The sequence below is a fragment of the Paenibacillus liaoningensis genome (genome assembly GCF_059609455.1).
In genome coordinates this window covers 36534-59397 of the sequence record NZ_JCAALU010000026.1, presented here as the reverse complement: position 1 = coordinate 59397, position 22864 = coordinate 36534, and the positions used below count along the sequence as shown (strand labels likewise).

Annotated in this window: 23 protein-coding genes and 1 other annotated feature; of the genes, 22 read left to right on the top strand and 1 reads right to left on the bottom strand. The window is 49.2% G+C overall.

The features are described from left to right. Positions 1–76: 76 nt before the first annotated feature. The 3 genes from radA to pssA all read left to right on the top strand — a co-directional run bounded on the left by radA (position 77) and on the right by pssA (position 3365). Positions 77–1444 (top strand): DNA repair protein RadA, encoded by a 1368-nt coding sequence (radA, locus tag AC6B99_RS30710; protein WP_046234195.1) that lies wholly within the window; start codon positions 77–79, stop codon positions 1442–1444. A 10-nt stretch (positions 1445–1454) separates the two neighbouring features. Continuing rightward, positions 1455–2531 (top strand): DNA integrity scanning diadenylate cyclase DisA, encoded by a 1077-nt coding sequence (gene disA, locus AC6B99_RS30705; RefSeq protein ID WP_056035719.1) that lies wholly within the window; start codon positions 1455–1457, stop codon positions 2529–2531. An 87-nt stretch (positions 2532–2618) separates the two neighbouring features. Further along, positions 2619–3365: a CDP-diacylglycerol--serine O-phosphatidyltransferase gene (gene pssA / locus AC6B99_RS30700; RefSeq protein ID WP_056035722.1), complete on the top strand. Its 747-nt coding sequence runs from the start codon at positions 2619–2621 to the stop codon at positions 3363–3365. Positions 3366–3653: 288 nt separating this feature from the next. Here the strand turns inward: pssA and AC6B99_RS30695 are convergent, their stop codons facing one another. Continuing rightward, positions 3654–4049, bottom strand: coding sequence for a hypothetical protein (locus AC6B99_RS30695; RefSeq protein WP_056035726.1), 396 nt, complete (start codon positions 4047–4049; stop codon positions 3654–3656). Between the two features lie 149 nt (positions 4050–4198). Here AC6B99_RS30695 and AC6B99_RS30690 point away from each other — a divergent pair, with 149 nt between their 5' ends. The 19 genes from AC6B99_RS30690 to rpoB all read left to right on the top strand — a co-directional run bounded on the left by AC6B99_RS30690 (position 4199) and on the right by rpoB (position 22824). Continuing rightward, on the top strand, positions 4199–5296 hold the full coding sequence (locus tag AC6B99_RS30690; RefSeq protein WP_056035730.1) for a PIN/TRAM domain-containing protein: 1098 nt from the start codon (positions 4199–4201) through the stop codon (positions 5294–5296). 56 nt (positions 5297–5352) lie between these two features. Then, positions 5353–6057 (top strand): 2-C-methyl-D-erythritol 4-phosphate cytidylyltransferase, encoded by a 705-nt coding sequence (gene ispD, locus AC6B99_RS30685; RefSeq protein WP_056035734.1) that lies wholly within the window; start codon positions 5353–5355, stop codon positions 6055–6057. 2 nt (positions 6058–6059) lie between these two features. Continuing rightward, entirely contained in the window at positions 6060–6542 is a 483-nt protein-coding gene (gene ispF / locus AC6B99_RS30680) for a 2-C-methyl-D-erythritol 2,4-cyclodiphosphate synthase (RefSeq protein ID WP_056035738.1), read from the top strand. Positions 6543–7473: 931 nt separating this feature from the next. Further along, positions 7474–8940, top strand: a complete 1467-nt coding sequence (gene gltX, locus AC6B99_RS30675; RefSeq protein WP_496664941.1) for a glutamate--tRNA ligase — start codon at positions 7474–7476, stop codon at positions 8938–8940. Between the two features lie 698 nt (positions 8941–9638). Further along, positions 9639–10301 carry a serine O-acetyltransferase gene (gene cysE / locus AC6B99_RS30670; RefSeq protein WP_496664940.1) on the top strand — a complete coding sequence of 221 codons (663 nt, stop codon included), beginning with the start codon at positions 9639–9641 and terminating at the stop codon, positions 10299–10301. Beyond that, positions 10298–11713 (top strand): cysteine--tRNA ligase, encoded by a 1416-nt coding sequence (cysS, locus tag AC6B99_RS30665; protein WP_496664939.1) that lies wholly within the window; start codon positions 10298–10300, stop codon positions 11711–11713. The genes cysE and cysS overlap by 4 nt, the downstream gene beginning before the upstream one ends. Then, positions 11710–12216, top strand: coding sequence for a ribonuclease III domain-containing protein (locus tag AC6B99_RS30660; RefSeq protein WP_494865576.1), 507 nt, complete (start codon positions 11710–11712; stop codon positions 12214–12216). Before cysS ends, AC6B99_RS30660 begins: the two co-directional genes overlap by 4 nt. Then, a complete protein-coding gene (gene rlmB / locus AC6B99_RS30655) occupies positions 12216–12971 on the top strand; it encodes a 23S rRNA (guanosine(2251)-2'-O)-methyltransferase RlmB (RefSeq protein ID WP_056035755.1) in 756 nt (251 codons plus the stop codon). The genes AC6B99_RS30660 and rlmB overlap by 1 nt, the downstream gene beginning before the upstream one ends. Before the next feature lie 3 nt (positions 12972–12974). Then, positions 12975–13499, top strand: coding sequence for an NYN domain-containing protein (locus tag AC6B99_RS30650; RefSeq protein WP_056035757.1), 525 nt, complete (start codon positions 12975–12977; stop codon positions 13497–13499). Positions 13500–13689: 190 nt separating this feature from the next. Next, positions 13690–14340 (top strand): RNA polymerase sporulation sigma factor SigH, encoded by a 651-nt coding sequence (sigH, locus tag AC6B99_RS30645; protein WP_056035760.1) that lies wholly within the window; start codon positions 13690–13692, stop codon positions 14338–14340. 328 nt (positions 14341–14668) lie between these two features. Next, the gene (gene rpmG, locus AC6B99_RS30640) at positions 14669–14818 is read left to right on the top strand and encodes a 50S ribosomal protein L33 (protein ID WP_015847242.1); all 150 of its coding nucleotides are present in this window, start codon (positions 14669–14671) and stop codon (positions 14816–14818) included. A gap of 18 nt (positions 14819–14836) precedes the next feature. Further along, positions 14837–15046: a preprotein translocase subunit SecE gene (gene secE / locus AC6B99_RS30635; RefSeq protein ID WP_046234208.1), complete on the top strand. Its 210-nt coding sequence runs from the start codon at positions 14837–14839 to the stop codon at positions 15044–15046. Between the two features lie 23 nt (positions 15047–15069). Further along, positions 15070–15603, top strand: a complete 534-nt coding sequence (nusG, locus tag AC6B99_RS30630; RefSeq protein ID WP_046234209.1) for a transcription termination/antitermination protein NusG — start codon at positions 15070–15072, stop codon at positions 15601–15603. 101 nt (positions 15604–15704) lie between these two features. Continuing rightward, entirely contained in the window at positions 15705–16130 is a 426-nt protein-coding gene (gene rplK / locus AC6B99_RS30625) for a 50S ribosomal protein L11 (protein WP_046234210.1), read from the top strand. A gap of 138 nt (positions 16131–16268) precedes the next feature. Then, positions 16269–16961, top strand: a complete 693-nt coding sequence (gene rplA, locus AC6B99_RS30620) for a 50S ribosomal protein L1 (RefSeq protein WP_056035763.1) — start codon at positions 16269–16271, stop codon at positions 16959–16961. A 16-nt stretch (positions 16962–16977) separates the two neighbouring features. Next, positions 16978–17131: a sequence feature (ribosomal protein L10 leader region), on the top strand. 60 nt (positions 17132–17191) lie between these two features. Then, positions 17192–17695 carry a 50S ribosomal protein L10 gene (rplJ, locus tag AC6B99_RS30615; protein WP_056035766.1) on the top strand — a complete coding sequence of 168 codons (504 nt, stop codon included), beginning with the start codon at positions 17192–17194 and terminating at the stop codon, positions 17693–17695. 80 nt (positions 17696–17775) lie between these two features. Continuing rightward, positions 17776–18135 carry a 50S ribosomal protein L7/L12 gene (gene rplL / locus AC6B99_RS30610; protein ID WP_046234213.1) on the top strand — a complete coding sequence of 120 codons (360 nt, stop codon included), beginning with the start codon at positions 17776–17778 and terminating at the stop codon, positions 18133–18135. Between the two features lie 215 nt (positions 18136–18350). After that, positions 18351–18947 carry a class I SAM-dependent methyltransferase gene (locus AC6B99_RS30605; RefSeq protein ID WP_056035770.1) on the top strand — a complete coding sequence of 199 codons (597 nt, stop codon included), beginning with the start codon at positions 18351–18353 and terminating at the stop codon, positions 18945–18947. Positions 18948–19257: 310 nt separating this feature from the next. Then, positions 19258–22824 carry a DNA-directed RNA polymerase subunit beta gene (rpoB, locus tag AC6B99_RS30600; RefSeq protein WP_430161316.1) on the top strand — a complete coding sequence of 1189 codons (3567 nt, stop codon included), beginning with the start codon at positions 19258–19260 and terminating at the stop codon, positions 22822–22824. The last annotated feature ends 40 nt before the right edge of the window (positions 22825–22864 follow it).

Sequence of the window (22864 nt, the reverse complement as noted above, 5' to 3'; positions counted from 1 at the left end):
AGGAAGTAGGGGTTTATACAATCCACATTAAATGGTAAACTTTTAATGATAGTGTTTTTAGTAAAAGGAGCCGGACATGGCAAAAATAAAAACGAAATTCGTATGCAATGAATGTGGAACAGAGTCGCCTAAGTGGATGGGCAAATGCCCAGGGTGCCAGTCATGGAATTCCATGATTGAAGAGAAGGAAACCGTTGTCAAGACGCAGGGAGTCGGTTTGCGTGTTGCGCAAACGAAAGAAAAGCCACAGTCGATCATACATATAGAGAGCGGGAAGGAACCGCGCATTGAAACGAGCTTGAAGGAGCTGAACCGCGTACTTGGCGGGGGCGTTGTGCCGGGCTCCCTTTTGCTGGTAGGGGGCGACCCCGGTATCGGAAAATCCACGCTGCTGCTGCAAACCTCGCATGCACTGGCAACGAAGGGATTGAAGGTTCTCTATATTTCAGGTGAGGAATCGGTGCGGCAGACAAGATTAAGAGCGGATCGGCTTGGTGCGCTGACGGAGTCCTTGTATGTGCTTTGCGAAACGAACATGGATCATATTAACGAGGCGATTGAATCGGTGGACCCCGATTTTCTCGTTATTGACTCCATCCAGACGGTTTATGATCCGGGTGTGCAATCAGCGCCGGGCAGCGTATCTCAGGTTCGGGAATGCACCGCGCATTTCATGCGAGTCGCCAAAATCAAAGGGATTGCAACGGTGCTGGTCGGGCATGTGACGAAGGAAGGCGCCATCGCCGGACCGCGGATGCTGGAGCATATGGTCGATTGCGTATTGTATTTTGAAGGTGAGCGCCATCATACCTACAGGCTGCTGCGCGCGGTTAAAAACCGGTTTGGGTCGACGAATGAGATCGGAATTTTTGAAATGGGCGAGGAAGGCTTGCGTGAGGTGCTGAATCCTTCTGAGCTGTTTTTATCAGAGCGCCCGCTTGGCGTAGCAGGTTCTATTGTTGTAGCAAGCATGGAGGGAACCCGTCCTGTATTGGTGGAATTGCAGGCGCTGGTGGCGACGACTAATTTCCCTTCGCCGCGCCGTATGACGGCCGGGCTTGACCATCATCGCATGGCGCTGATCATTGCAGTGCTTGAGAAGCGCAACGGCATGTTTCTCCAGACGCAGGATGCTTATTTAAATGTCGCAGGCGGCATTAAGCTCGATGAGCCAGCCGTTGATTTAGCAGCAGCGGTATGTCTCGCTTCGAGCTTTCGGGATGCGCCAACGAGACCTTACGATGTTGTGTTCGGGGAAGTTGGATTGACGGGCGAGGTACGTGCTGTCTCGCGGGCTGAGCAGCGGGTAAAGGAAGCCGAGAAGCTGGGCTTCAAACGTGTTATTATGCCGGAGAAAAGCCTGAAGGGCTGGAAGCCTCCGGCATCCATTGAGATTATTGGTGTAAACACCGTAGCGGAAGCGCTCTCGGCAGCACTAGGATAGGGGGAAGATGATGAAGGAACAGAGCCAGCTAGAAACGATGAACCAGCTTTTGCAGCTAGTCGCGCCCGGTACCCCGTTCCGTGACGGCTTAGAGAACGTGCTGCGGGCGAAGACTGGAGCATTAATCGTTGTCGGATACAGTCCTGAGGTAATGGAAGTTGTAGATGGAGGTTTTTCCATCAATTGCGATTTCTCGCCCAACTATTTGTATGAGCTTGCAAAGATGGATGGCGCAATTATTTTGAGCGAGGATATGCGGCGGATTTTGTATGCCAACACGCAGCTTATTCCGAACAGCTCCATTCCGTCGATTGAGACGGGAATCCGCCACCGTACCGCGGAGCGGGTCGGCAAGCAGACGGGCAAGCTCGTCGTATCCATATCGCAGCGCCGCAATATTATTACGCTGTATCAAGGCAATTTGCGGTATGCGCTCAAGGAAATGGGCAACATTTTGACAAAAGCGAATCAGGCGATTCAGACGCTGGAAAAATATAAGGCGGTGCTGGGCCAATCGTTCAAAAATTTGTCTGTGCTTGAGTTCGAAGAGCTGGTCACCTTGCAAGAGGTTGCCCATGTCGTGCAGCGGGTAGAGATGGTGCTGCGTGTCAAAATGGAAATCAAGCGTTATGTGACCGAGCTGGGAACGGAAGGACGCCTCATTGCGATGCAGCTGGAAGAGCTGGTCGACGGTGTAGATGAGGATGCTTGGTATTTGCTTAAGGATTATGCGAAAGATAATTCAGATGAGAAAATCCGGGAAATCCGGCTCGCGATGAAAAAACTGAGCTCGGATGAGCTGCTGGACGCTTCGCCGATTATCCGGCTTCTTGGCTACCCGCATACCGGTTCCATGGCAGAAGAAGCTATTTCCCCGCGCGGCTTCCGCTTGTTGAACAAAATCCCGCGTTTGCCGCTCATTATTATGAATAATTTGATTGAGCGCTTCGCCAGACTGCCGCATATTATGATGGCGACCATCGGCGAATTGGATGATGTTGACGGAATTGGGGAAGTTCGGGCGAGGGCGATCAAGGAAGGTTTGAAACGGATTCAGGATCAAATGTTCATTGACAGGCAAATCTAAATCCCATACAATTGATGGAATGTGAACGGCCCGATCATCATACATTAGTATTTGGTCTTAGGGCATAGTAGAGAAGAGGTGGAACAGATGATTATAAAGTCAATACCGAGCCTTTTCACGGTGGGGAATTTGTTTCTTGGCGTAATCGCCATTATTATGGTGTTTAATGAGAAACCTGAAATTGCAGCGATGATGGTTATTATCGCAATGCTGCTTGATGGCGTAGATGGCAGAGTGGCACGTGCGCTTAATGCACAGAGCGAATTCGGCAAGGAGCTCGATTCGTTATCCGATGTCATTTCCTTCGGAGTCGCTCCAGCGTTCATTATGTATGTCGTCGCTTTTCAGGATTTAAATACAGCAGTGGCTTGGATTATTACCGCGTTATTTCCGATTTGCGGAGCTTTGCGCCTGGCGAGATTTAATGTCGTAACGAAGACGCCGAGCGGTTATTTCATCGGGCTGCCGATTCCAGCAGCTGGTGGTGTTTTGGCAACGCTAGCTCTTTTCAAAAATGATATTTCGGTTATTGTGCTGTTAATCAGCACGCTCGTTCTTTCCATTCTTATGGTGAGCACGGTTCGTTACCCGAACTTCAAGAAAATTGGCATTCCGAAGAGTGCGATTTGGGTCGTGCCGATTATCGTCGTATTCTCGCTCGTAATCGGTATTTGGTTCAATCAATATTTGTCGAAGCTGATTTTCATCCCGCTTTTGCTATATGCGCTGTGGGGCTTAAAAAAAAACGTTGATCGGCGCATTAAGCCGCGCAGACGTAAAAACAAGCATGTAGAGCTGAGTGAAGAGCAGGTGCAGTCGGAGACGATTGCCTAGTATGCAGCTAGCTCAGAAGCATTTTTCATAAGTAAACAGGAAACATCAAAAAAGCTGTAAACCATGTAAACGTGGTTTGCAGCTTTTTTTTGTTGAAATGGCTTTGCCGCCAGAGGGTGGCTACAGCCGTTTACGCTTGAAATATAGGAAAGTATATGATTTCCCCGTACTTTCTCTATATTTCTCGGACTGAAATGCGCCGCGCCGCCAAAGGATGGCGACAGCCATTTCACCTTGTGCATCTTGCATCATTATGTTGAGGTAGCAATGGCTTTGCAGGCATTCGCTTTACGTTAAATTAAATAGGCCGAGCGTTGAGCATTTGTCATACTCATCGGCGATGACTTCGTCCAGCTGGATATCCAGCAGATTGCACATCGCGGTCATGTAGAACAGATTGCGTCCGAGGTCGGCCTTAAGCACATCGCGGCAGTTCTCGCACAGCTCGCCAGAAAGGTGGCTTTGCAGCGTTTCTTTCGCGTTGGTAAGATTCGGCTCATCGGAATAATGCTGCTTGCGGGCAGCAAGCTCAATGCAGCCGCAGTCGGTCACGGCTTTCGTTACCGCACGATTGACGGACGTTCCAGCCTGCCCAAACTTTGACATCACATCTAGCAGGCTCCGATGCCTTAGCAGTAACTCGGATACTTGCTGTTGAAATTGATCCAATGTTGGTGCGCTCATCGGTTACACCTCTTTCATCAACTTTAGCAACTTCTGATCTTGTTTCCATTATAAGCTTACTTGGTCCGCATTTCAAAATGAAAAATCATTCACCTTTGACGGTTAGAGTGTTCCCAATTGGAACATAATTGTAATGGAGGTGGATGAATATGGTAAGACGTATCATTCAATTAATTGGAATAATGTTAGGTGCAATGGCAGGACGCGAGCTTCACAGCATGACCAGTTTATCGGGATTATGGGCTGAGCCATCTATTGGGATGCTTGAGCATTCCGGCACTTATTACATGAATGTCGGAATCGGCGCATTGTGCGGGGTCATTCTCGCGACCTTGGCAGCAAATCCGCTCATTCGTTTAATGCAGCGTGGAGCGGAGCAGACTTCGGCTATGCCGGTCAAGGATTTGCTTGCTAGTGCAGCAGGATTGTTCGTAGGGCTGCTGCTGTCGGTGCTGTTGTACCCGGCGGTGTCGGACATTGGAGGCGTAGGTGTTATGCTGCCGGCCATTATGGCGCTGTTCTTCGGCTATCTGGGCGTGCGCATTGCTTGGAACAAGCGGGATGAGCTGACGGAAAAGCTGATTGAGCTGTGGAACCAGCGCAAAGCGGCCCCTGCTATCGATGAGACTAGCGGGTTCGAGGAGCATAAGATTTTGGATACGAGCGTTATTATTGATGGGCGGATCGCCGACATTTGCAAAACCGGCTTTATTGAGGGAACGCTGGTTATTCCTGAATTTGTGCTGGAGGAGCTGCAGCATATTGCCGATTCTTCGGACTTACTCAAGCGCAACCGCGGCCGCCGGGGGCTGGATATTTTGAACAAAATCCAGAAAGAGCTTGATGTGCGCGTGCTTATCTATGAAGGAGATTTCGAGGAAATCAGCGAGGTGGACAGCAAGCTGGTGAAGCTGGCCAAGGCGCTGCATGGCAAAGTGGTAACGAATGATTTTAACCTGAATAAGGTGTGCGAGCTGCAAGGCGTATCTGTACTCAACATTAACGATTTGGCGAATGCGGTGAAGCCAGTTGTGCTGCCGGGTGAAGAAATTATTGTGCAGGTCATTAAGGACGGCAAGGAGCATGGACAGGGTGTCGCTTATCTCGACGATGGCACGATGATCGTAGTAGAAGGCGGACGCGAATATATCGGCACAACGATGGAAGTGCTTGTAACGAGCGTGCTGCAAACATCTGCGGGACGGATGATTTTCGCCAAGCCGAAGCTGTTGGAAAAAGCACAGTAAAAAAGGTATGATAGAGGGGATACAATACCGGCACACAGATTTGAGGGGAATACGACATGGGGGCAAAATGGGGAGTTGTCGTCGTCGCGGCCGGACGCGGTTCGCGAATGGGGACAAAAGAAAGCAAGCAGTACCTGGAAATGCAGGGCAAGCCGATTGTTGTACATACGCTTGAGCTGTTTGCTTCGCTTGATAACCTTGCTGAAATTATCGTCGTTGTCGGCGCTGATGATGTGGGGCGCGTGGAAGAGCTGGTCAACCGCTTTGGCATTGCCAAGGTGAAGGCAGTTGTTGCAGGCGGCAGCGAAAGGCAGCATTCGGTGTATAGCGGCATTCAGGCGCTTTCACCTGCTATAGAGTGGGTCATGGTGCATGATGGCGTGCGGCCGCTTGTGACGGCAGCTGCGGTCGGCGCCTGCTGCTCTGTGGCGGAGCGTGAAGGCGCGGCTGTGCTGGCAGTACCAGTGAAGGATACGATTAAACAGGTGGGCGATAACGGCTTGATCGTATCGACGCCTGACCGCCGAAGCTTGTGGGCGATTCAAACGCCGCAGGCTTTTCGTCGTGAACTGCTTGTGCGTGCGCATGAGCAGGCCCATGCAGAGGGTTTTCTGGGGACGGACGACGCGATGGTTGTCGAGCGAATGGGCGCACCGGTTGCCGTTGCGGAAGGCGATTATACAAATATAAAAATTACGACGCCTGAGGACTTGCCATGGGCGGAGTTTTTGCTCGCAAAGCGGGAGAGAGGGGAACGCTGACTATGATTCGTGTAGGACAAGGCTTTGACGTTCATCAATTGGTAGAAGGAAGGCCGTGCATTATCGGCGGTGTAACCATTCCATATGAAAAAGGGCTGCTAGGGCATTCCGATGCCGACGTGCTGCTGCATGCGATTACCGATGCGATTTTGGGCGCATTGGCGCTGGGCGATATCGGGAAGCATTTTCCCGATACGGACCCTGAGTTCAAGGATGCGGACAGCTTGAAGCTGCTTGTACATATTTGGGGACTCGTCAAGGAGCGCGGCTATAAGCTGGGAAACATTGACTCGACCATTATTGCACAACGTCCCAAGATGCTGCCCTTTATTCCGCAAATGGCGGAAATTATCGCAGGCGCCTTGGAGGCAGATGTGTCCCAGGTGAATGTGAAGGCGACGACGACGGAGCAGCTCGGCTTCACTGGACGTGGCGAAGGAATTGCGGCACAATCCGTTGTTTGCCTGATTAAAGATGTGATATAATCGCAATAATTTTTGAGAGCTGGGATGGGAAAAGACTTCTTCACGCTGTTGGTTTATCTAGGGTGTGTATGCAAACCAGAATCCGGATACTCATGCATAGGTAGCTTTGCCGCCAGAGGCTGGCGACAGCCGTTACGCTTGAAATATAGGAAAGTATATGATTTTGCCATACTTTCTCTCTATTTCTCGGAATGAAACGCGCCACGCCGCCAATTGACAGCGAAAGCCGTTTCACCTTGAGGACTGAGGTTGCGCTATTCTGGCTTTTGAGAGGATTTGAGGTCTTAAGCGGACAGGAAATCCGTTATGCCCTTGATTTTCCTGTCAAAATAACGATCGGGAGCACATTAGCGTCTTCTGAGTCCGCGTCCTGCCATAACCCGTGTTTCGGCTGTAATAGCGGCTGCTGTGTCCGCCTAATGCCTATGGCATGAAGCTGACTTTCGATACGCAGGCTCCTGTTCATGTTTGATGCTATAATCAATCAAGATTATTATGTGGCTTGCTTACGTTGGCATACATGTCCTAAAGTATTTTGCTAAAGATATAGCAAAAGCATTTTGTTCAAGGCAAGGCGAAGGTTATATTTAGGAAACGCAGCAGGTTTTTTTAAGGAAAGCTTAGTAATAGCTGATTTACTGCAAGGATGTAAGAAGTAGGGTGAAAAAGTCGTAGTGGAGAGAAAAGGGGTTGCTGGAGAAGCGATAGCGTTCGTTTAAAGCTTTCCGTAGGAAAGCAGCATCGTAAGCTTATGCTTTTACCCTTAAGTTTCAACGGCCTAGCCGGTTAATTCAAGGAAACTCAGGGGTAATGGCGATCGGAAGCAAGCTCTTTTCGCGCAGCGCAGACTCTTTTTCACCTTACTTATCTTACGAGTTTGGCAGTACTAAAAGCGCAAGGCTGCAAGCGACTAGGGAGGGGCGATTTACCAATGACACAAGAAATTCGCGTACGATACGCACCGTCGCCGACGGGGCATCTGCATATTGGCAATGCAAGAACGGCCTTATTTAATTATTTGTATGCCCGCAATTTGGGCGGAAAGTTTATTATCCGCATCGAGGATACGGATGTGAAGCGCAATATTGCCGGCGGAGAAGAAAGCCAGCTCACTTATTTGAAATGGCTCGGCATTGACTGGGATGAAAGCATCGACGTTGGCGGCGACTACGGTCCTTACCGTCAGACGGAGCGTCTTGATATTTACGAAAAATATTGGCAGGATTTGCTGGATCGCGGCCTAGCTTACCGCTGCTACTGCACCGAAGAGGAGCTGGAGCGTGAGCGCGAGGAGCAGACAGCCCGGGGCGAAACGCCGCGTTATTCCGGACTGCATCGCAATCTGACAGATGAGCAGCGCACGGCATTTGAGGCAGAAGGCCGCGTGCCAAGCATTCGTTTCCGCGTGCCGGAAGGCCGCACCTACAAATTTGACGATGTCGTAAAAGGTGAAATCAGCTTTGATACGGCGGAAACAGGCGATTTTGTCATTGTGAAAAAAGATGGCATCCCGACGTACAATTTTGCCGTTGCGCTGGATGACCACCTGATGAAAATTAGCCACGTGCTGCGGGGCGAAGACCATATTTCCAACACGCCGCGCCAATTGATGATTTATGAAGCATTTGGCTGGGAGCCGCCTTGCTTTGGTCATATGACGCTGATCGTTAACGAAACTCGCAAAAAGCTCAGCAAGCGCGATGAGTCGATTATCCAATTCATTGAGCAATACGATTCGCTAGGCTATTTGCCAGAGGCGATGTTCAACTTTATTACGCTGCTCGGCTGGTCGCCGGAAGGCGAGCAGGAGATTTTCACCCGTGAGCAATTGATTGAAGTATTCAATGCTGAGCGCCTCAGCAAAAGCCCGGCCGTATTCGATACGCAGAAGCTGAGCTGGATGAACAATGAATATTTGAAAAAAACAGATCTGGCGCGCGTCGTCGAGATGTGCCTGCCGCATTTGGTTAAAGCTGGCCGCGTATCTGAGCCATTGGATGAAGCTGGCCGCGCATGGGTGAGCAGTCTCGTGGCGTTGTACCAGGACAAGCTGCGTTATGCAGCGGAAATCGTACCGCATACCGAGATTTTCTTCCAAGAGGCTGCCCAAGATGAAGAAGAAGCGACAACTGTGCTTGCAGAAGAGCAGGTGCCTGTCGTGCTTGCGGCTTTCCTCGCACAAGTAGAAGCAACACCAGCCGAGGCATTTGATGAAGGTAGCGTGAAGGCTTCCATTAAAACAGTGCAAAAGGATACCGGCTTCAAAGGCAAACAGCTGTTTATGCCTATCCGTGCCGCGTTGACCGGACAGACGCATGGACCGGACTTGAACCAATCCATCGTGCTGCTTGGCCAAGCGAAAGTCATCGCGAGACTGAACGAGCGGTTGGGCCGCTAGGCTTGCTGCACGGGGAGAGGGCCGTGGCGCGAGTATTCGCGCTGGGCGTGCTCTTTTTCACCGTACGATTACGCCCGGACACAATGCCTCTTGTCACATAAGGGTGGATTGGGTATACTAGGGCTACTATTAGGAAGTTTACAATTAACAAGCTATGAACAGGAAAAGTACGTTTTGCTGGATTTGCAGAGAGGACAACCGTCATTGCATCCAGGCCGGGTTACCCGCGGCTATTGGACAATGTAGCTGCAAGTTGTCTAATTCGGCGGGCGGAAAATTGCACCTGGGAGCTTTGTTCCGAGCCAGAGGCCCGAACAGCTGTCATGGAACGAGAGAAGTTTCGTTCGCATGCTGCGTCGGCGGCGCTTGTGGGGTAGGCGGCAACGTAAGCCTGCGTTAAAGGCTTTGAGATGGATAGCAGCTGAGCTATCTGGCAGCCATAGGTTGAAGTGGGCGAAGGCAGACATGCCGAAGCTTGCTGCGAGCGGCGCAGATATGTTGTCAGGCTATTCAAGCAGAGTGGGACCGCGATTGAACACACGCCTCTGCAGCATGCAAATGCTGTGGGGGCTTTTTTATATGGATATGCGGCGGCCAGCTAGGCAGGACTAAGGAGCTGCGAGGAAATTAGCGGTACTTCATTTCGTCGCAGTCTCTAAGAGGGGCAGCGGCCTGCTGGCTTGAGAGGAGATAAGCTGATGTTTCGCCATATACGTTCAGATATTGAAGCGGTATTCGAAAATGATCCGGCCGCCAGAAGTCGCTTTGAGGTCGTCTTCACTTATTCCGGCCTGCATGCGATTTGGGCGCATCGGGCAGCGCATTATTTTTTTCGTCACAAATGGTTTACGGTTGCGCGTATCATATCTCAATTCAGCCGTTTTATGACGGGCATTGAAATTCACCCAGGTGCTACGATCGGCGATCGGCTGTTCATCGACCACGGGATGGGCATTGTCATCGGCGAAACATGCGAAATTGGCAATGATGTCGTCATTTATCAAGGGGTTACGCTTGGCGGTACGGGCAAGGAGAAGGGCAAGCGCCATCCGACCATCGGCAACAATGTCGTCATTGGCTCGGGCTCGAAGGTGCTGGGATCGTTCAAAATTGGCGATAATTCAAATGTAGGCTCGAATGCGGTTGTGCTGCGCGAGGTGCCGCCTAATTGTACCGTTGTAGGCAACCCCGGCAGAGTGGTGAAACGAAATGGCGAACGGGTGAAGGACAGACTGGAGCACAACCAGCTGCCTGACCCGGTTATCGAAATGCTGCGTGATATGCAAAAAGAAATTGATCGTTTGAAAACAGAGTTGAAAGAGCTCAGGGAGCCTGTAACTGGAGGGGATTTACGAAAATGACGCTACATCTGTATAATACATTGACCCGCACGAAGGAAGCTTTTGAATCGCAGGAGCCAGGGAAAGTTAAAATGTACGTATGCGGGCCGACGGTATACGATTATATTCACGTTGGAAATGCAAGGCCGTTTATTTTCTTCGATGTCGTTCGGCGGTATTTGGAGAGCACAGGCTATGAGGTGAATTATGTCGTCAACTTTACGGACGTGGATGATAAGATGATCCGCAAAGCGGAGGAGCTGGGATCTACGGTTCCAGAAGTGGCGGAGACATTTATCGCGGCATTCAATGCGGATCTCGAAGCGCTTGCCGTGCATAAGGCAACACTGAACCCACGCGTAACGGAGCATATTACGGAAATCGTCGATTTTATTCAAGGCCTGCTGGACAAGGACATTGCTTATGAGAGCGAAGGCGATATTTATTTCCGCACCGCGAGGTTCGAGGAATACGGCAAGCTGTCTCATCAAAATCTGGAGGAGCTGCAATTCGGCATCCGGATTGAAGTAGGCGATCGCAAGGAGAGTCCTAAGGATTTTGTGCTGTGGAAAGGCGCAAAGCCGGGCGAGATTTTCTGGGAAACGCCGTGGGGACCGGGCCGTCCAGGCTGGCATATCGAATGCTCGGCAATGGCGCGCAAGCATCTCGGGGACACGCTCGATATTCATGGCGGCGGACAGGACCTGCAGTTCCCGCATCATGAGTGCGAGGTCGCACAGTCGGAAGCATTGACGGGCAAACCGCTGGCGAATTATTGGATGCATAACGGCTATATTAACATTGATAATGTGAAAATTTCCAAATCGCTGGGCAATGGTATTGCGGTGCATGAGCTGGTGAAGCAGGTGAAGCCGCAAGCGATTCGTTATTTTATTTTGTCTGGACATTATCGCAGTCCGCTTAACTTCAACGAAGAAGCGCTAAAGCAAGCGGCAAACAGCGTGGAGCGCATCGCGAACAGCGTGTCCAATTTGCGCCATCGTCTGCAAGTGCTGAAGAGCGAGGGGCAGACGGGAGCTGCGGCGTTCGAGCTTGATGCTCGCTTGGCGGAAATTATGAGCGTATTTGAAGCGAAAATGGACGATGACTTCAATACGCCGGATGCGATTACCGCGGTCTTTGATCTGGTTGGCGAAGCGAATCAATATTTGAATCGCGCAGATGTGAGTGCCGAGGGCGTGCAGGCTTTTCTGGATGTGCTGGAGCAAATGGACGAGGTGCTTGGCTTAATTCCGCCACAGTCGGCTGAAGCGGATCTGCTTGATGAGGAAATTGAGCAGCTGATTGTCGAAAGAACGGAAGCGCGCCAGTCGAAAAACTGGGCTAGAGCAGACGAAATTCGCGATTTGCTGACAGAGAAAGGCATCGCTCTTGAGGATACGCCGCAAGGCATCCGTTGGCGCCGCCTATGAGTGAACCGCATAACAGCGAGGCGCTAGCGAACGATTTATTGTTTTACTCGCCTTCGAAAAAAACAAATCTGCTGAATCCCGTCGTGCTCGCCTATGTGGGCGACAGTGTGTTCGAGCTGCTGGTCCGCCAATACTTGGTGTCCCTGCCGAACCATAAGCCGCATCACCTGCACCGCGAAGCGACGGGCATCGTCTCGGCCAAGGCGCAGCGGCGGATTTTGCTGGAGCACTGGCAGCCGCTGCTGACGGAGGAAGAGGCAGATGTGGTGCGGCGCGGACGCAATACGAAGTCAGGTGCGCCGCCTAAAAATGCTGACCCCGCCGATTATCGTCAAGCAACCGCGCTTGAATGTCTCGTTGGGTATTTATATTATGAAGGCCGCATTCAGCGCTTGCATGAGTTATTCGCCTGTGCGATTGCAGCAAGAGAAGACGGAGAGGAACGGCTGGCACAGCCAGCCGCCCCTTCCACCGCAGCCAAGAAAACAAAGGAGGGCGAATAATGACTGAAACTACCCCGCAAGATGAAATTATTGCTGGCAAGCATCCCGTACTGGAGGCGCTTCGTTCCGGGCGTGAAATCAATAAAATTTGGATCGCCGAAGGCGCCCAGAAGAGCATGACACAGCCGATTACGGCAGAGGCGAAAAAAAGCGGAATTATCGTGCAATTTGTCGATAAAAGGAAGCTTGATGGCATGGCCGAGGGCGTTCAGCATCAAGGCGTTATTGCGCAGGCGGCTGCTTTTCGCTACGCCGAGATTGAAGAAATATTAGAAGCGGCGCGCAGCCGCAATGAGACGCCTTTTATTTTGCTGCTGGATGAAATTGAGGACCCTCATAATTTGGGCTCAATTCTGCGGACCGCGGAATGCACCGGCGTTCATGGCGTTATTATTCCGAAGCGCCGCGCGGTCGGATTAACGGCTACCGTCTCCAAAACGTCGGCGGGAGCGGCGGAATATGTGCCCGTTGCCCGCGTGACAAACCTGGCGCAAACGATCGATCGGCTCAAGGAAGAAGGCATATGGATAGCAGGTACGGATGTCAGTGCCAAGCAGGAAATTTATTCGATGAAATTCGACATGCCGCTTGCTGTCGTCATCGGCAATGAAGGCAAAGGGATTGGCCGCCTCATCAAAGAAAAATGCGATTTTCTGGTGAAGCTTCCGATGCAGGGCCAGCTAAATTCGCTGAATGCCTCCGTTGCTGCGGGCGTGTTCATGTACGAAGTGGTTAGACAGCGCCGGAGCGTTTAAAGCATGAAACGGCGTGACGATATTTTGCTAGTGGATGGCTACAACATGATTGGGGCCTGGCCCGTGCTGGAAAAGCTGAAAGCCATCGATCTCGAGGAAGCAAGGGACAAGCTGCTTGATATGCTCGCGGATTATCAGGGGTTTACCGGCATGGCGGTCTATGTCATTTTCGATGCGCATCAGGTGCCTGGGCTTGGAGCGACCTTCAAGCACCACAAGCTGACAATTGTGTATACGAAGGAAAAGGAAACAGCGGATGAATGCATTGAGCGCATGGTAGTTGAGCTGTTTCAAAAAAGACGCCATTTGTATGTCGCTACTTCTGATCTCGTAGAACAGCATGTCGCTTTCGCCCATGGGGCGCTTCGCCTCTCGGCACGAGAGCTGTTAATTGAAATTGAGCAGAACCGCAAGCAAATTGAGCTTACGCTGAGGGAAGAAACGAAGAGCCGCCGCAATACGGTGGACAACAGTCTTAGCCTTGAAATTCGCATGCAGCTGGAAAGGCTTAGGCGAGGCAAGAAATAACAGTGCGCCCTAAGGCTGCGGTGAATTATTTCTGGATGTATCTGTAAAATTTTCGACACTTTGAATAGGTTTTGTTATCGATTCGGGGTCTAAATCGGTTGACGTTGTCAGGTTACATAATGTATACTGGCTCTATATTTGCTGGCTATGAATCTAGCGGCGTACGCCTTGCAGGCCGGAGGGATAGTTTGTGAGCATCGACCTCAAAGAATGGAGTACGCTCGAATATGACTGCAGTACGGACGAGGAAATCGTAGAAGCGGTTCGCAATGGCGACAGTCTGGCGCTCGAATATTTGATTAACAAATATAAGAATTTCGTTCGAGCTAAAGCACGCTCTTATTTTCTTATCGGTGCGGACCGGGAAGATATTGTGCAGGAAGGCATGATCGGACTGTATAAGTCTATTCGCGACTTTAAAGGGGACAAGCTCGCAAGCTTTAAAGCATTTGCAGAGCTGTGCATTACGCGGCAGATTATAACGGCGATTAAGACGGCCACCAGGCAGAAGCATATCCCGCTCAATTCCTATGTCTCGCTCGATAAGCCCATTTACGATGAAGACTCCGATCGTACTTTGCTTGATGTCATATGCGGGACCCGGGTATCAGATCCGGAAGAGTTGATCATTAACCAGGAAGAGTTTAGCGGTCTGGAAGACAAAATGTCCGAAATTTTGAGTGATCTTGAACGCAAGGTGCTCATGCTTTATTTGGATGGAAGGTCCTATCAGGAAATAGCAGTTGATCTGGATCGTCATGTGAAGTCTATTGATAATGCACTACAGCGCGTGAAGCGGAAGCTTGAACGTTATTTGGAAGTCCGGGACATAAGCGGGTAACAGTGTCATCATACTTATAGCTTAAGTGAGAATGCAGAAGCTGTCCTTTTCTCTGTAATTGTAGAAGAGGATGGCTTCATTTCCGTTTTAAATCGGAAAATGCTGCCTATACTTGTAGAAACAGGGCGGACCCGATGCCGCCTTGTTTCCAGCTTTTGTACAAGCTCGCATTCTATCTTTTACATTGACATCCAGTATGTCGTGTGATAAAGTGTTCGGGTAGGCCTAAATATGAGGTTTTTTTTCGTGTTGGCCTTCATTTCATCTTGAGGTACTGCATGTTTCAGGGTGAACAGGTATTTAGTAGCAGTTCGGGAGGTGTAATTCAATGCGGGTTATTATCACGTTGGCATGCACAAACTGCAAACAGAGAAACTATGCGAGCAGCAAGAACAAACGCAATCACCCCGACCGCATCGAGTTGAAGAAGTTTTGCAAGTTTTGTAACGAGCAGACTCCTCATCGCGAGACGAGATAGTCAAATGGAGGTGTGACCGTGGCATTTTTGGCTAAAGTGAAGCAAAGCTTCGGAACAACGTTTGGTTTCTTTGCTGACAGCTGGGCAGAACTGAAAAAGGTTCGTTGGCCAAACCGTAAAGAGTTGACAAGCTATTCTATCGTTGTCGTTTTGACGATTACGGCTGTGACGATTTACTTTTGGCTTCTTGACATCGGGATCTCGTCTCTAGTTGAACTGATTGTTTAAGAAGGGTCCAAAGGTGAATTGAAATGGAAAAAAGATGGTATGTCGTACACACTTACGCCGGTTATGAGAACAAAGTAAAAGCCAATTTGGAACGCCGTTTGGAATCGATGGGCATGGAAGACAAGATCTTCCGCGTACTAGTTCCGATGGAAGAAGAAGTGGTCGAGAAGGACGGCAAGAAAAAAACCGTTCAACGTAAAGTTTATCCAGGCTACGTTCTCGTAGAAATGGTTCAAACTGACGATTCTTGGTATGTTGTTCGCAATACGCCGGGTGTTACAGGATTCGTAGGATCGACAGGATCAGGCTCGAAGCCGATCGCTCTTATGCCAGACGAAGTCGAACAGATTTTGAAGCATATGGGTATGGAGGAACCGAAGCCGAAGATCGAATTCGATCTGAAGGAAACTGTACGGGTCAAGGAAGGTCCGTTCGCGGATTTCGTTGGTACAGTAGAAGAAATTTTGCTGGACAAAGCGAAGCTCAAGGTTCATGTCAACATGTTTGGCAGAGAAACGCCAGTTGAGTTGGATTATACTCAAGTGGAAAAGATCTAGTTCCGGTATTTCTGTAGAACGCCAGCTTGCTGGGGGGATGCAGAAGCACCAAACTCGTTAGTTGTATGTTGTGGATTACCAGGGTAAGGAGGTGTATAGTCATGGCTAAGAAAGTCATCAAGATGGTCAAACTGCAAGTTCCTGCAGGTAAAGCGAATCCAGCTCCACCTATCGGTCCGGCGCTCGGTCAAGCAGGCGTTAACATTATGGCGTTCTGTAAAGAGTTTAACGCTCGTACAGCAGATCAAGCAGGTTTGATTATTCCGGTTGTTATTTCCGTATTTGAGGATCGTTCATTCACATTCGAAACTAAAACTCCACCGGCAGCAGTATTGCTCCGCGTAGCAGCAGGTATCGAAAAAGGATCAGGCGAGCCGAACAAGAAGAAAGTAGCTACCGTTAATCGCGCTAAGGTCCGTGAAATCGCGGAACAAAAAATGCCCGACTTGAATGCAGCTTCCGTTGAAGCAGCAATGCTTATGATCGAAGGCACTGCACGCAGCATGGGCGTTACAATCGTTGACTAATTGCGTTTGATCCGTTAGGATAACAAACGAAGGGCTGACTGTTACAAGGATGCTCGGACTGTGAAGCTTAGGCTTCACTGTGGGAGGATTTTCCCTAGGAGGATTTTCCGCTATAACCACTTGAGGAGGATATTTACAATGGCTAAACATGGCAAGAAGTATGTAGAAGCTTCCAAGCTGATCGATAGCGAAGCGACTTACGAGTCGTTAGAAGCGATTGAGCTTGTGAAAAAAGCAGCAACAGCTAAATTCGACGAATCCGTTGAAGTTGCTGTACGTCTGGGTGTAGACCCTCGTAAACAAGACCAAGCAGTGCGCGGCGTCGTTGTACTTCCGCACGGTACTGGTAAAACTAAACGCGTCCTCGTATTCGCAAAAGGCGACAAAGCGAAGGAAGCAGAAGCTGCTGGCGCTGATTTTGTCGGCGACGCAGACATGATTAACAAAATCCAACAAGGCTGGTTCGATTTCGACGTTTGCGTAGCAACGCCGGATATGATGGCTGAAGTTGGTAAACTTGGTCGTATTCTCGGTGGTAAAGGCCTTATGCCTAACCCTAAAGCCGGCACAGTAACGTTTGACGTTTCTAAAGCCGTGCAAGAGATTAAAGCCGGTAAAATTGAATACCGTCTGGACAAAGCTGGTCAAATCCATGCTCCAATCGGTAAAGTATCCTTTGATGCTGATAAGCTTGATGCTAACCTTCGCGCTCTTGTAGAAGCTTTGGTTCGTGCTAAACCAGCTGCAGCTAAAGGTGTATACTTGAAAAACATCGCCGTTTCCTCGACAATGGGCCCTGGCGCTCGCGTCTCCGCTGCTAGCTACCGCTAATAGCAAGGAACGGAACTAAAATCGAACACGCATACCGTAGACAGTAGGTGCCGAAAGGCTTAATTTCCTACCGAGGTGTTATGATAAAGCGTTTGTGTGCGGCCTTGGGTCGTACTAACGAACCATCATGGCCTTCGCTACTTAATAGCGGAGGCTTTTCTCATGCATCGCGGCAAGAGATCTGACTCGTCAAATAACGGAATGTACAAATAATACAGGAGGTGTACAGTTTGGCAAACGCAAAAATCATCCAAGAGAAACAACAAGCGGTTGAAGTTATTACAGCAAAGCTTCGTGATAGCTCCAGCACTGTCGTTGCCGATTATCGCGGATTGAACGTTGCGCAAGTTACAGAACTTCGCAAACAACTGCGTGAGGCTGGCATCGAGTTTCAAGTTTTGAAAAACTCGCTAGTTCGCCGTGCTACTGAAGCAGCTGGTCTTTCTGAGTTGAATGAGATTCTAACTGGACCGACAGCTATTGCTTTCGGTAACGAAGATGCAGTTGCTCCAGCAAAAATTCTTAATGATTTCGCTAAAAAGAACGACGCTCTGAAACTTAAAGGCGGCGTTGTTGAAGGTAAAATCGTTGATATGGATCAAATCAAAGCGCTGGCGGAACTTCCGTCCCGCGATGGATTGCTTTCCATGCTCCTCAGCGTATTGCAAGCCCCAGTGCGCAACTTCGCGCTTGCGGTTAAAGCAGTTGGCGAGCAAAAAGAAGCTCAAGCTTAATTTTTTTCACACGTATCGAATCTGCTGCTCGTTTAAACTTGCAGCTTAAAAAAACTAAACCCACTTCTGGAGGTATAACCATGTCTAAAGATCAAATCTTGGAAGCCATTAAAGTTATGACCGTTCTTGAACTGAACGATCTTGTTAAAGCAATCGAAGAAGAATTCGGCGTTACTGCTGCTGCTCCTGTAGCTGCTGTTGGCGGCGGCGCAGCTGTTGAAGCTGAGCAAACTGAGTTCACTGTTATCCTTAACAACGCTGGTGCTTCCAAAATCAACGTTATCAAAGTCGTTCGCGAAATCACAGGTCTTGGCCTGAAAGAAGCGAAAGATCTGGTTGATAGCGCTCCTAAAGCAATCAAAGAAAACGTTGCTAAAGAAGAAGCAGAAGCAGTTAAAGCTAAGCTTGAAGAAGCTGGCGCAGCTGTAGAAGTTAAGTAATATCTCTTCTTTAGAAGATAGCGGGCCCCTTGAAACGCTACGTTTCAAGGGGTTCGTTCTATGTTTAAAATAAAAATATTTATAAGCTAGACACTTATAAATGTTTTTATTTCATCGCGAAACGGAAGCTTTGCCACCAGAGGACGGCAACAGCCGTTTACGCTTGAATCTATGAAAGTATAAGGTTCGACCTTATCAGGTCAGGGGGGATTCGCATGTCAGACCATTACTATTCGCCAAGCCCCGGCGTGAAAAGTGACCGGCGCATTCACGAAGAAAAGCTGCGCGGTTTTGAATTGAAATTTATGACGGATGCTGGCGTTTTTTCGAAAACGGGTGTCGATTACGGCACGCGTGTGCTGCTGGATGCACTGGAGCTGAAGGGCGAACGCAGCGTATTGGATGTCGGGTGCGGATACGGGCCGATCGGTCTTACCATTGCTCGGCTTGCTCCGGAAAGCCATGTAACGATGATAGATGTGAATGAAAGAGCGGTAGAGCTGTCCAAAGAAAACGCGCACAACAACGGCATAAAGAATATAACGGTTTATCAAAGCGACGTGTATGAAGCGGTTCGGCAGTCCACATTTGATATGATCGTCACTAACCCTCCTATACGGGCTGGGAAAGAGATTGTACATCGTATTTTTGAAGAAGGCTATGGGCTATTGGCTCCTGGCGGAACGATGTGGGTCGTCATTCAGAAAAAGCAGGGCGCCGCATCAGCGGAAGCGAAGCTTGAGACGTTGTTCAGTGAAGTAATCGAAGTGACGAAAGATAAGGGCTATCGAATTTACAAAGCTGTTAAATGAGTCATTTGATTCCTTGACTTGACTTTCTATATGTGGTAAGATTATAAAATGTCAGCATTAAATTGGGCTAAATCTCTTTAGTCAACTAAAATGTCAAGTGCGAATTTTTAGCGCAAAATGCATATAGAATGCGTAGTTGACGTATAATGTTTACATTTTGGGCAAAATTACTTGATATGGATTCTATACGCTTGCGCTGCGTATGGTTGGCTCGTGGAACATGCTCTTTTTTCGAACTATTCGATAAGGGCTTTTCTTTATTTGAATAAGTAAGCAGTTACGCAGTACGTTTCGTTGCTGTGAGACAGACATGAGGGGTGAGGTTAAGTTGGCAGGACAACTTGTTCAGTATGGTCGGCGCACGCGGAGAAGTTATGCCCGAATCAACGAGGTGCTGGAAGTCCCGAACCTGATTGAAATCCAACAAAAATCGTACGAAAAATTCTTGGAAACGGATTTAATTGAGTTATTCCAAGATATTTCGCCGATTCAGGACTTTACGGGCAATCTATCGCTTGAGTTTATCGACTACAGCTTGGGCGAACCGAAATATTCGGTCGATGAATCAAAAGAACGCGATGTGACGTATGCTGCTCCACTACGCGTGAAAGTGCGGCTCTTTAATAAAGAGACGGGCGAAGTGAAGGAACAGGAAGTTTTCATGGGTGACTTCCCGCTGATGACAGAGACCGGCACGTTTATCATTAACGGAGCGGAACGGGTTATTGTCAGCCAATTGGTGCGCTCCCCAAGTGTGTACTTCAGCACGAAGGTTGATAAAAACGGGAAGAAAAACTACACAGCGACCGTTATCCCGAATCGTGGAGCTTGGTTAGAGCTGGAGACGGATGCTAAAGATATTGTCTACGTTCGTATCGACCGCACTCGGAAAATTCCGGTTACGGTACTTTTGCGTTCGTTAGGCTTCGGCACTGACGCTGAAATATTGGAATTGCTCGGCCATGACGAGTATATTCGCAATACGCTTGATAAAGACAACACGGATTCTACCGAGAAAGCGCTGATCGAAATTTATGAGCGCCTTCGTCCAGGTGAGCCGCCTACGCTTGATAACGCGAAGAGCTTGCTCGTAGCACGCTTCTTTGATCCGAAACGCTATGATCTAGCAAATGTAGGACGTTACAAGATTAACAAAAAGCTTCATATCAAAAACCGTCTATTCAACCAGCGCTTGGCTGAAACGCTTGTCGATCCTTCGACAGGTGAAATCATTGCCGAAGCAGGTCAAATGATTGACCGCCGCTTGCTGGATGACATTTTGGAGAAGCTTGAAACAAATGTCGGCTTCAAAACGTATCATGTCGCCAATGGCGTACTTGATGCAGATAGTATTCCACTGCAAGCAATCAGTGTATTCTCGCCGCTTGACGAATCCAAAGTGATTAAAGTCATCGCGAACGGAATTATTGATAAAGCAGTGAAACACGTCACGCCGGCAGATATTATTGCTTCCATTAACTATTTCCTTAACCTGCTTCAAGGTGTAGGAAGCACGGATGACATTGACCACTTGGGCAACCGTCGTCTGCGTTCTGTAGGGGAGCTTCTGCAAAACCAATTCCGTATCGGTTTATCCCGTATGGAAAGAGTTGTGCGTGAACGGATGTCGATTCAGGATGCTAACGCGATTACGCCGCAGGCGCTGATTAACATTCGTCCCGTTATAGCTTCGATTAAAGAGTTCTTTGGATCCTCACAGCTCTCGCAGTTTATGGACCAAACGAATCCGCTTGCTGAACTGACGCACAAACGTCGTCTGTCTGCACTCGGACCCGGCGGTTTGACGCGTGAGCGCGCGGGCTTTGAAGTCCGTGACGTCCATCACTCCCACTATGGGCGGATGTGTCCGATCGAGACGCCAGAGGGACCGAATATCGGTCTGATCAACTCCTTGTCCTCCTTTGCTCGCATTAACGAATATGGCTTCATTGAAGCGCCTTATCGTTGGGTAGATGCGAAGACAGGAATTGTAACGGAACAAATTTCCTATTTGACTGCAGATGAAGAAGACAACTATGTAATCGCACAAGCGAATGCGAAGCTGACTCCAGAAGGTACTTTTGAAGATAGCAGCGTTATCGTTCGTTACAACAAGCAAGCTGACAACATCCTTACGATGCCAAGCGAGCGCGTTGACTACATGGACGTTTCTCCTAAGCAGGTAGTATCGGTTGCGACGGCGCTTATTCCGTTCTTGGAAAACGATGACTCCAACCGTGCGCTAATGGGTTCCAACATGCAGCGGCAAGCCGTACCTCTCTTGATCCCGAAAGCACCGCTTGTCGGTACGGGTATGGAGCATAAGTCGGCTAAAGACTCCGGTGTATGTATTGTCTCCAAACATGATGGAATTATTGAACGTGTATCTGCCAATGAAATTTGGCTGCGCCGTGTAGAGCAAATTGACGGCAAGTCGGTAACTGGCGATCTCGTTAAGCATAAGCTTCATAAGTTTACGCGTTCCAACCAAGGAACATGCATTAACCAGCGTCCGCTTGTGCATAAAGGCGACGTTATCCAAAAAGGCGATATTCTCGCTGATGGACCGTCAACTGAGCAGGGCGAATTGGCACTGGGCCGCAACGTGGTCGTTGCCTTTATGACATGGGAAGGCTATAACTATGAGGATGCTATCCTTCTTAGTGAAAAGCTTGTTAAAGAAGATGTATATACCTCGATCCACATTGAGGAATATGAGTCGGAAGCCCGTGATACGAAGCTTGGACCAGAAGAAATTACACGCGACATTCCGAATGTCGGCGAAGAAGCACTGAAAAATCTCGACGAGCGCGGCATTATCCGTGTTGGTGCAGAAATCAGTGCAGGCGATATTCTCGTTGGTAAAGTAACACCTAAAGGTGTAACAGAGCTGACAGCTGAAGAGCGTCTTCTTCATGCGATTTTCGGTGAAAAAGCTCGTGAAGTAAGAGATACTTCGCTTCGCGTACCGCATGGTACTGACGGAATCGTTGTAGACGTAAAAGTATTTACCCGCGAGAACGGCGATGAGCTGCCTCCTGGTGTAAATCAACTCGTTCGTGCTTATATCGCTCAAAAACGGAAAATTTCCGAGGGTGATAAAATGGCTGGACGTCACGGTAATAAAGGGGTTATTGCCCGCATTATGCCGGAAGAAGATATGCCGTTCCTGCCAGATGGCACACCAGTTGAAGTTGTTCTCAACCCACTGGGCGTACCTTCCCGTATGAACATCGGCCAAGCGCTGGAAGTTCACTTGGGTCTCGCTTGTAAACGTCTTGGCTTGCATGCTGCGACGCCTGTATTTGACGGCGCGCGGGAGAATGACGTTTTTGATGCCATGGAAGAAGCAGGCATGCAGCGTAATGGTAAGACTGTACTTTATGATGGCCGTACGGGTGAAAACTTCGAACGTGAAGTTACTGTTGGCGTCATGTACATGATCAAACTCGCGCACATGGTTGATGATAAAATCCATGCTCGTTCCACAGGTCCTTACTCGCTCGTTACGCAACAGCCATTGGGTGGTAAAGCTCAATTCGGCGGACAGCGTTTCGGTGAGATGGAAGTATGGGCGCTTGAAGCATATGGTGCTGCTTACACCTTGCAAGAAATTCTTACAGTCAAATCCGATGATGTTGTTGGTCGCGTGAAGACGTATGAGTCGATTGTTAAGGGCGAGAACGTACCAGAGCCGGGCGTACCAGAGTCATTCAAAGTATTGATCAAAGAACTTCAAAGTTTGGGTATGGACGTCAAAATCCTGACCGAAAATGAAGAAGAGATCGAGCTTAGAGAGTCGGATGACGATGATGACGCAGCAGGAGATAAGCTGAATCTTAATTTAGAAGGCGCTGAAGTAGGCGCTCTTGAATAAAAACCTAGCCCAGCTGCGTGTACGCTTCTAGCGAATACGC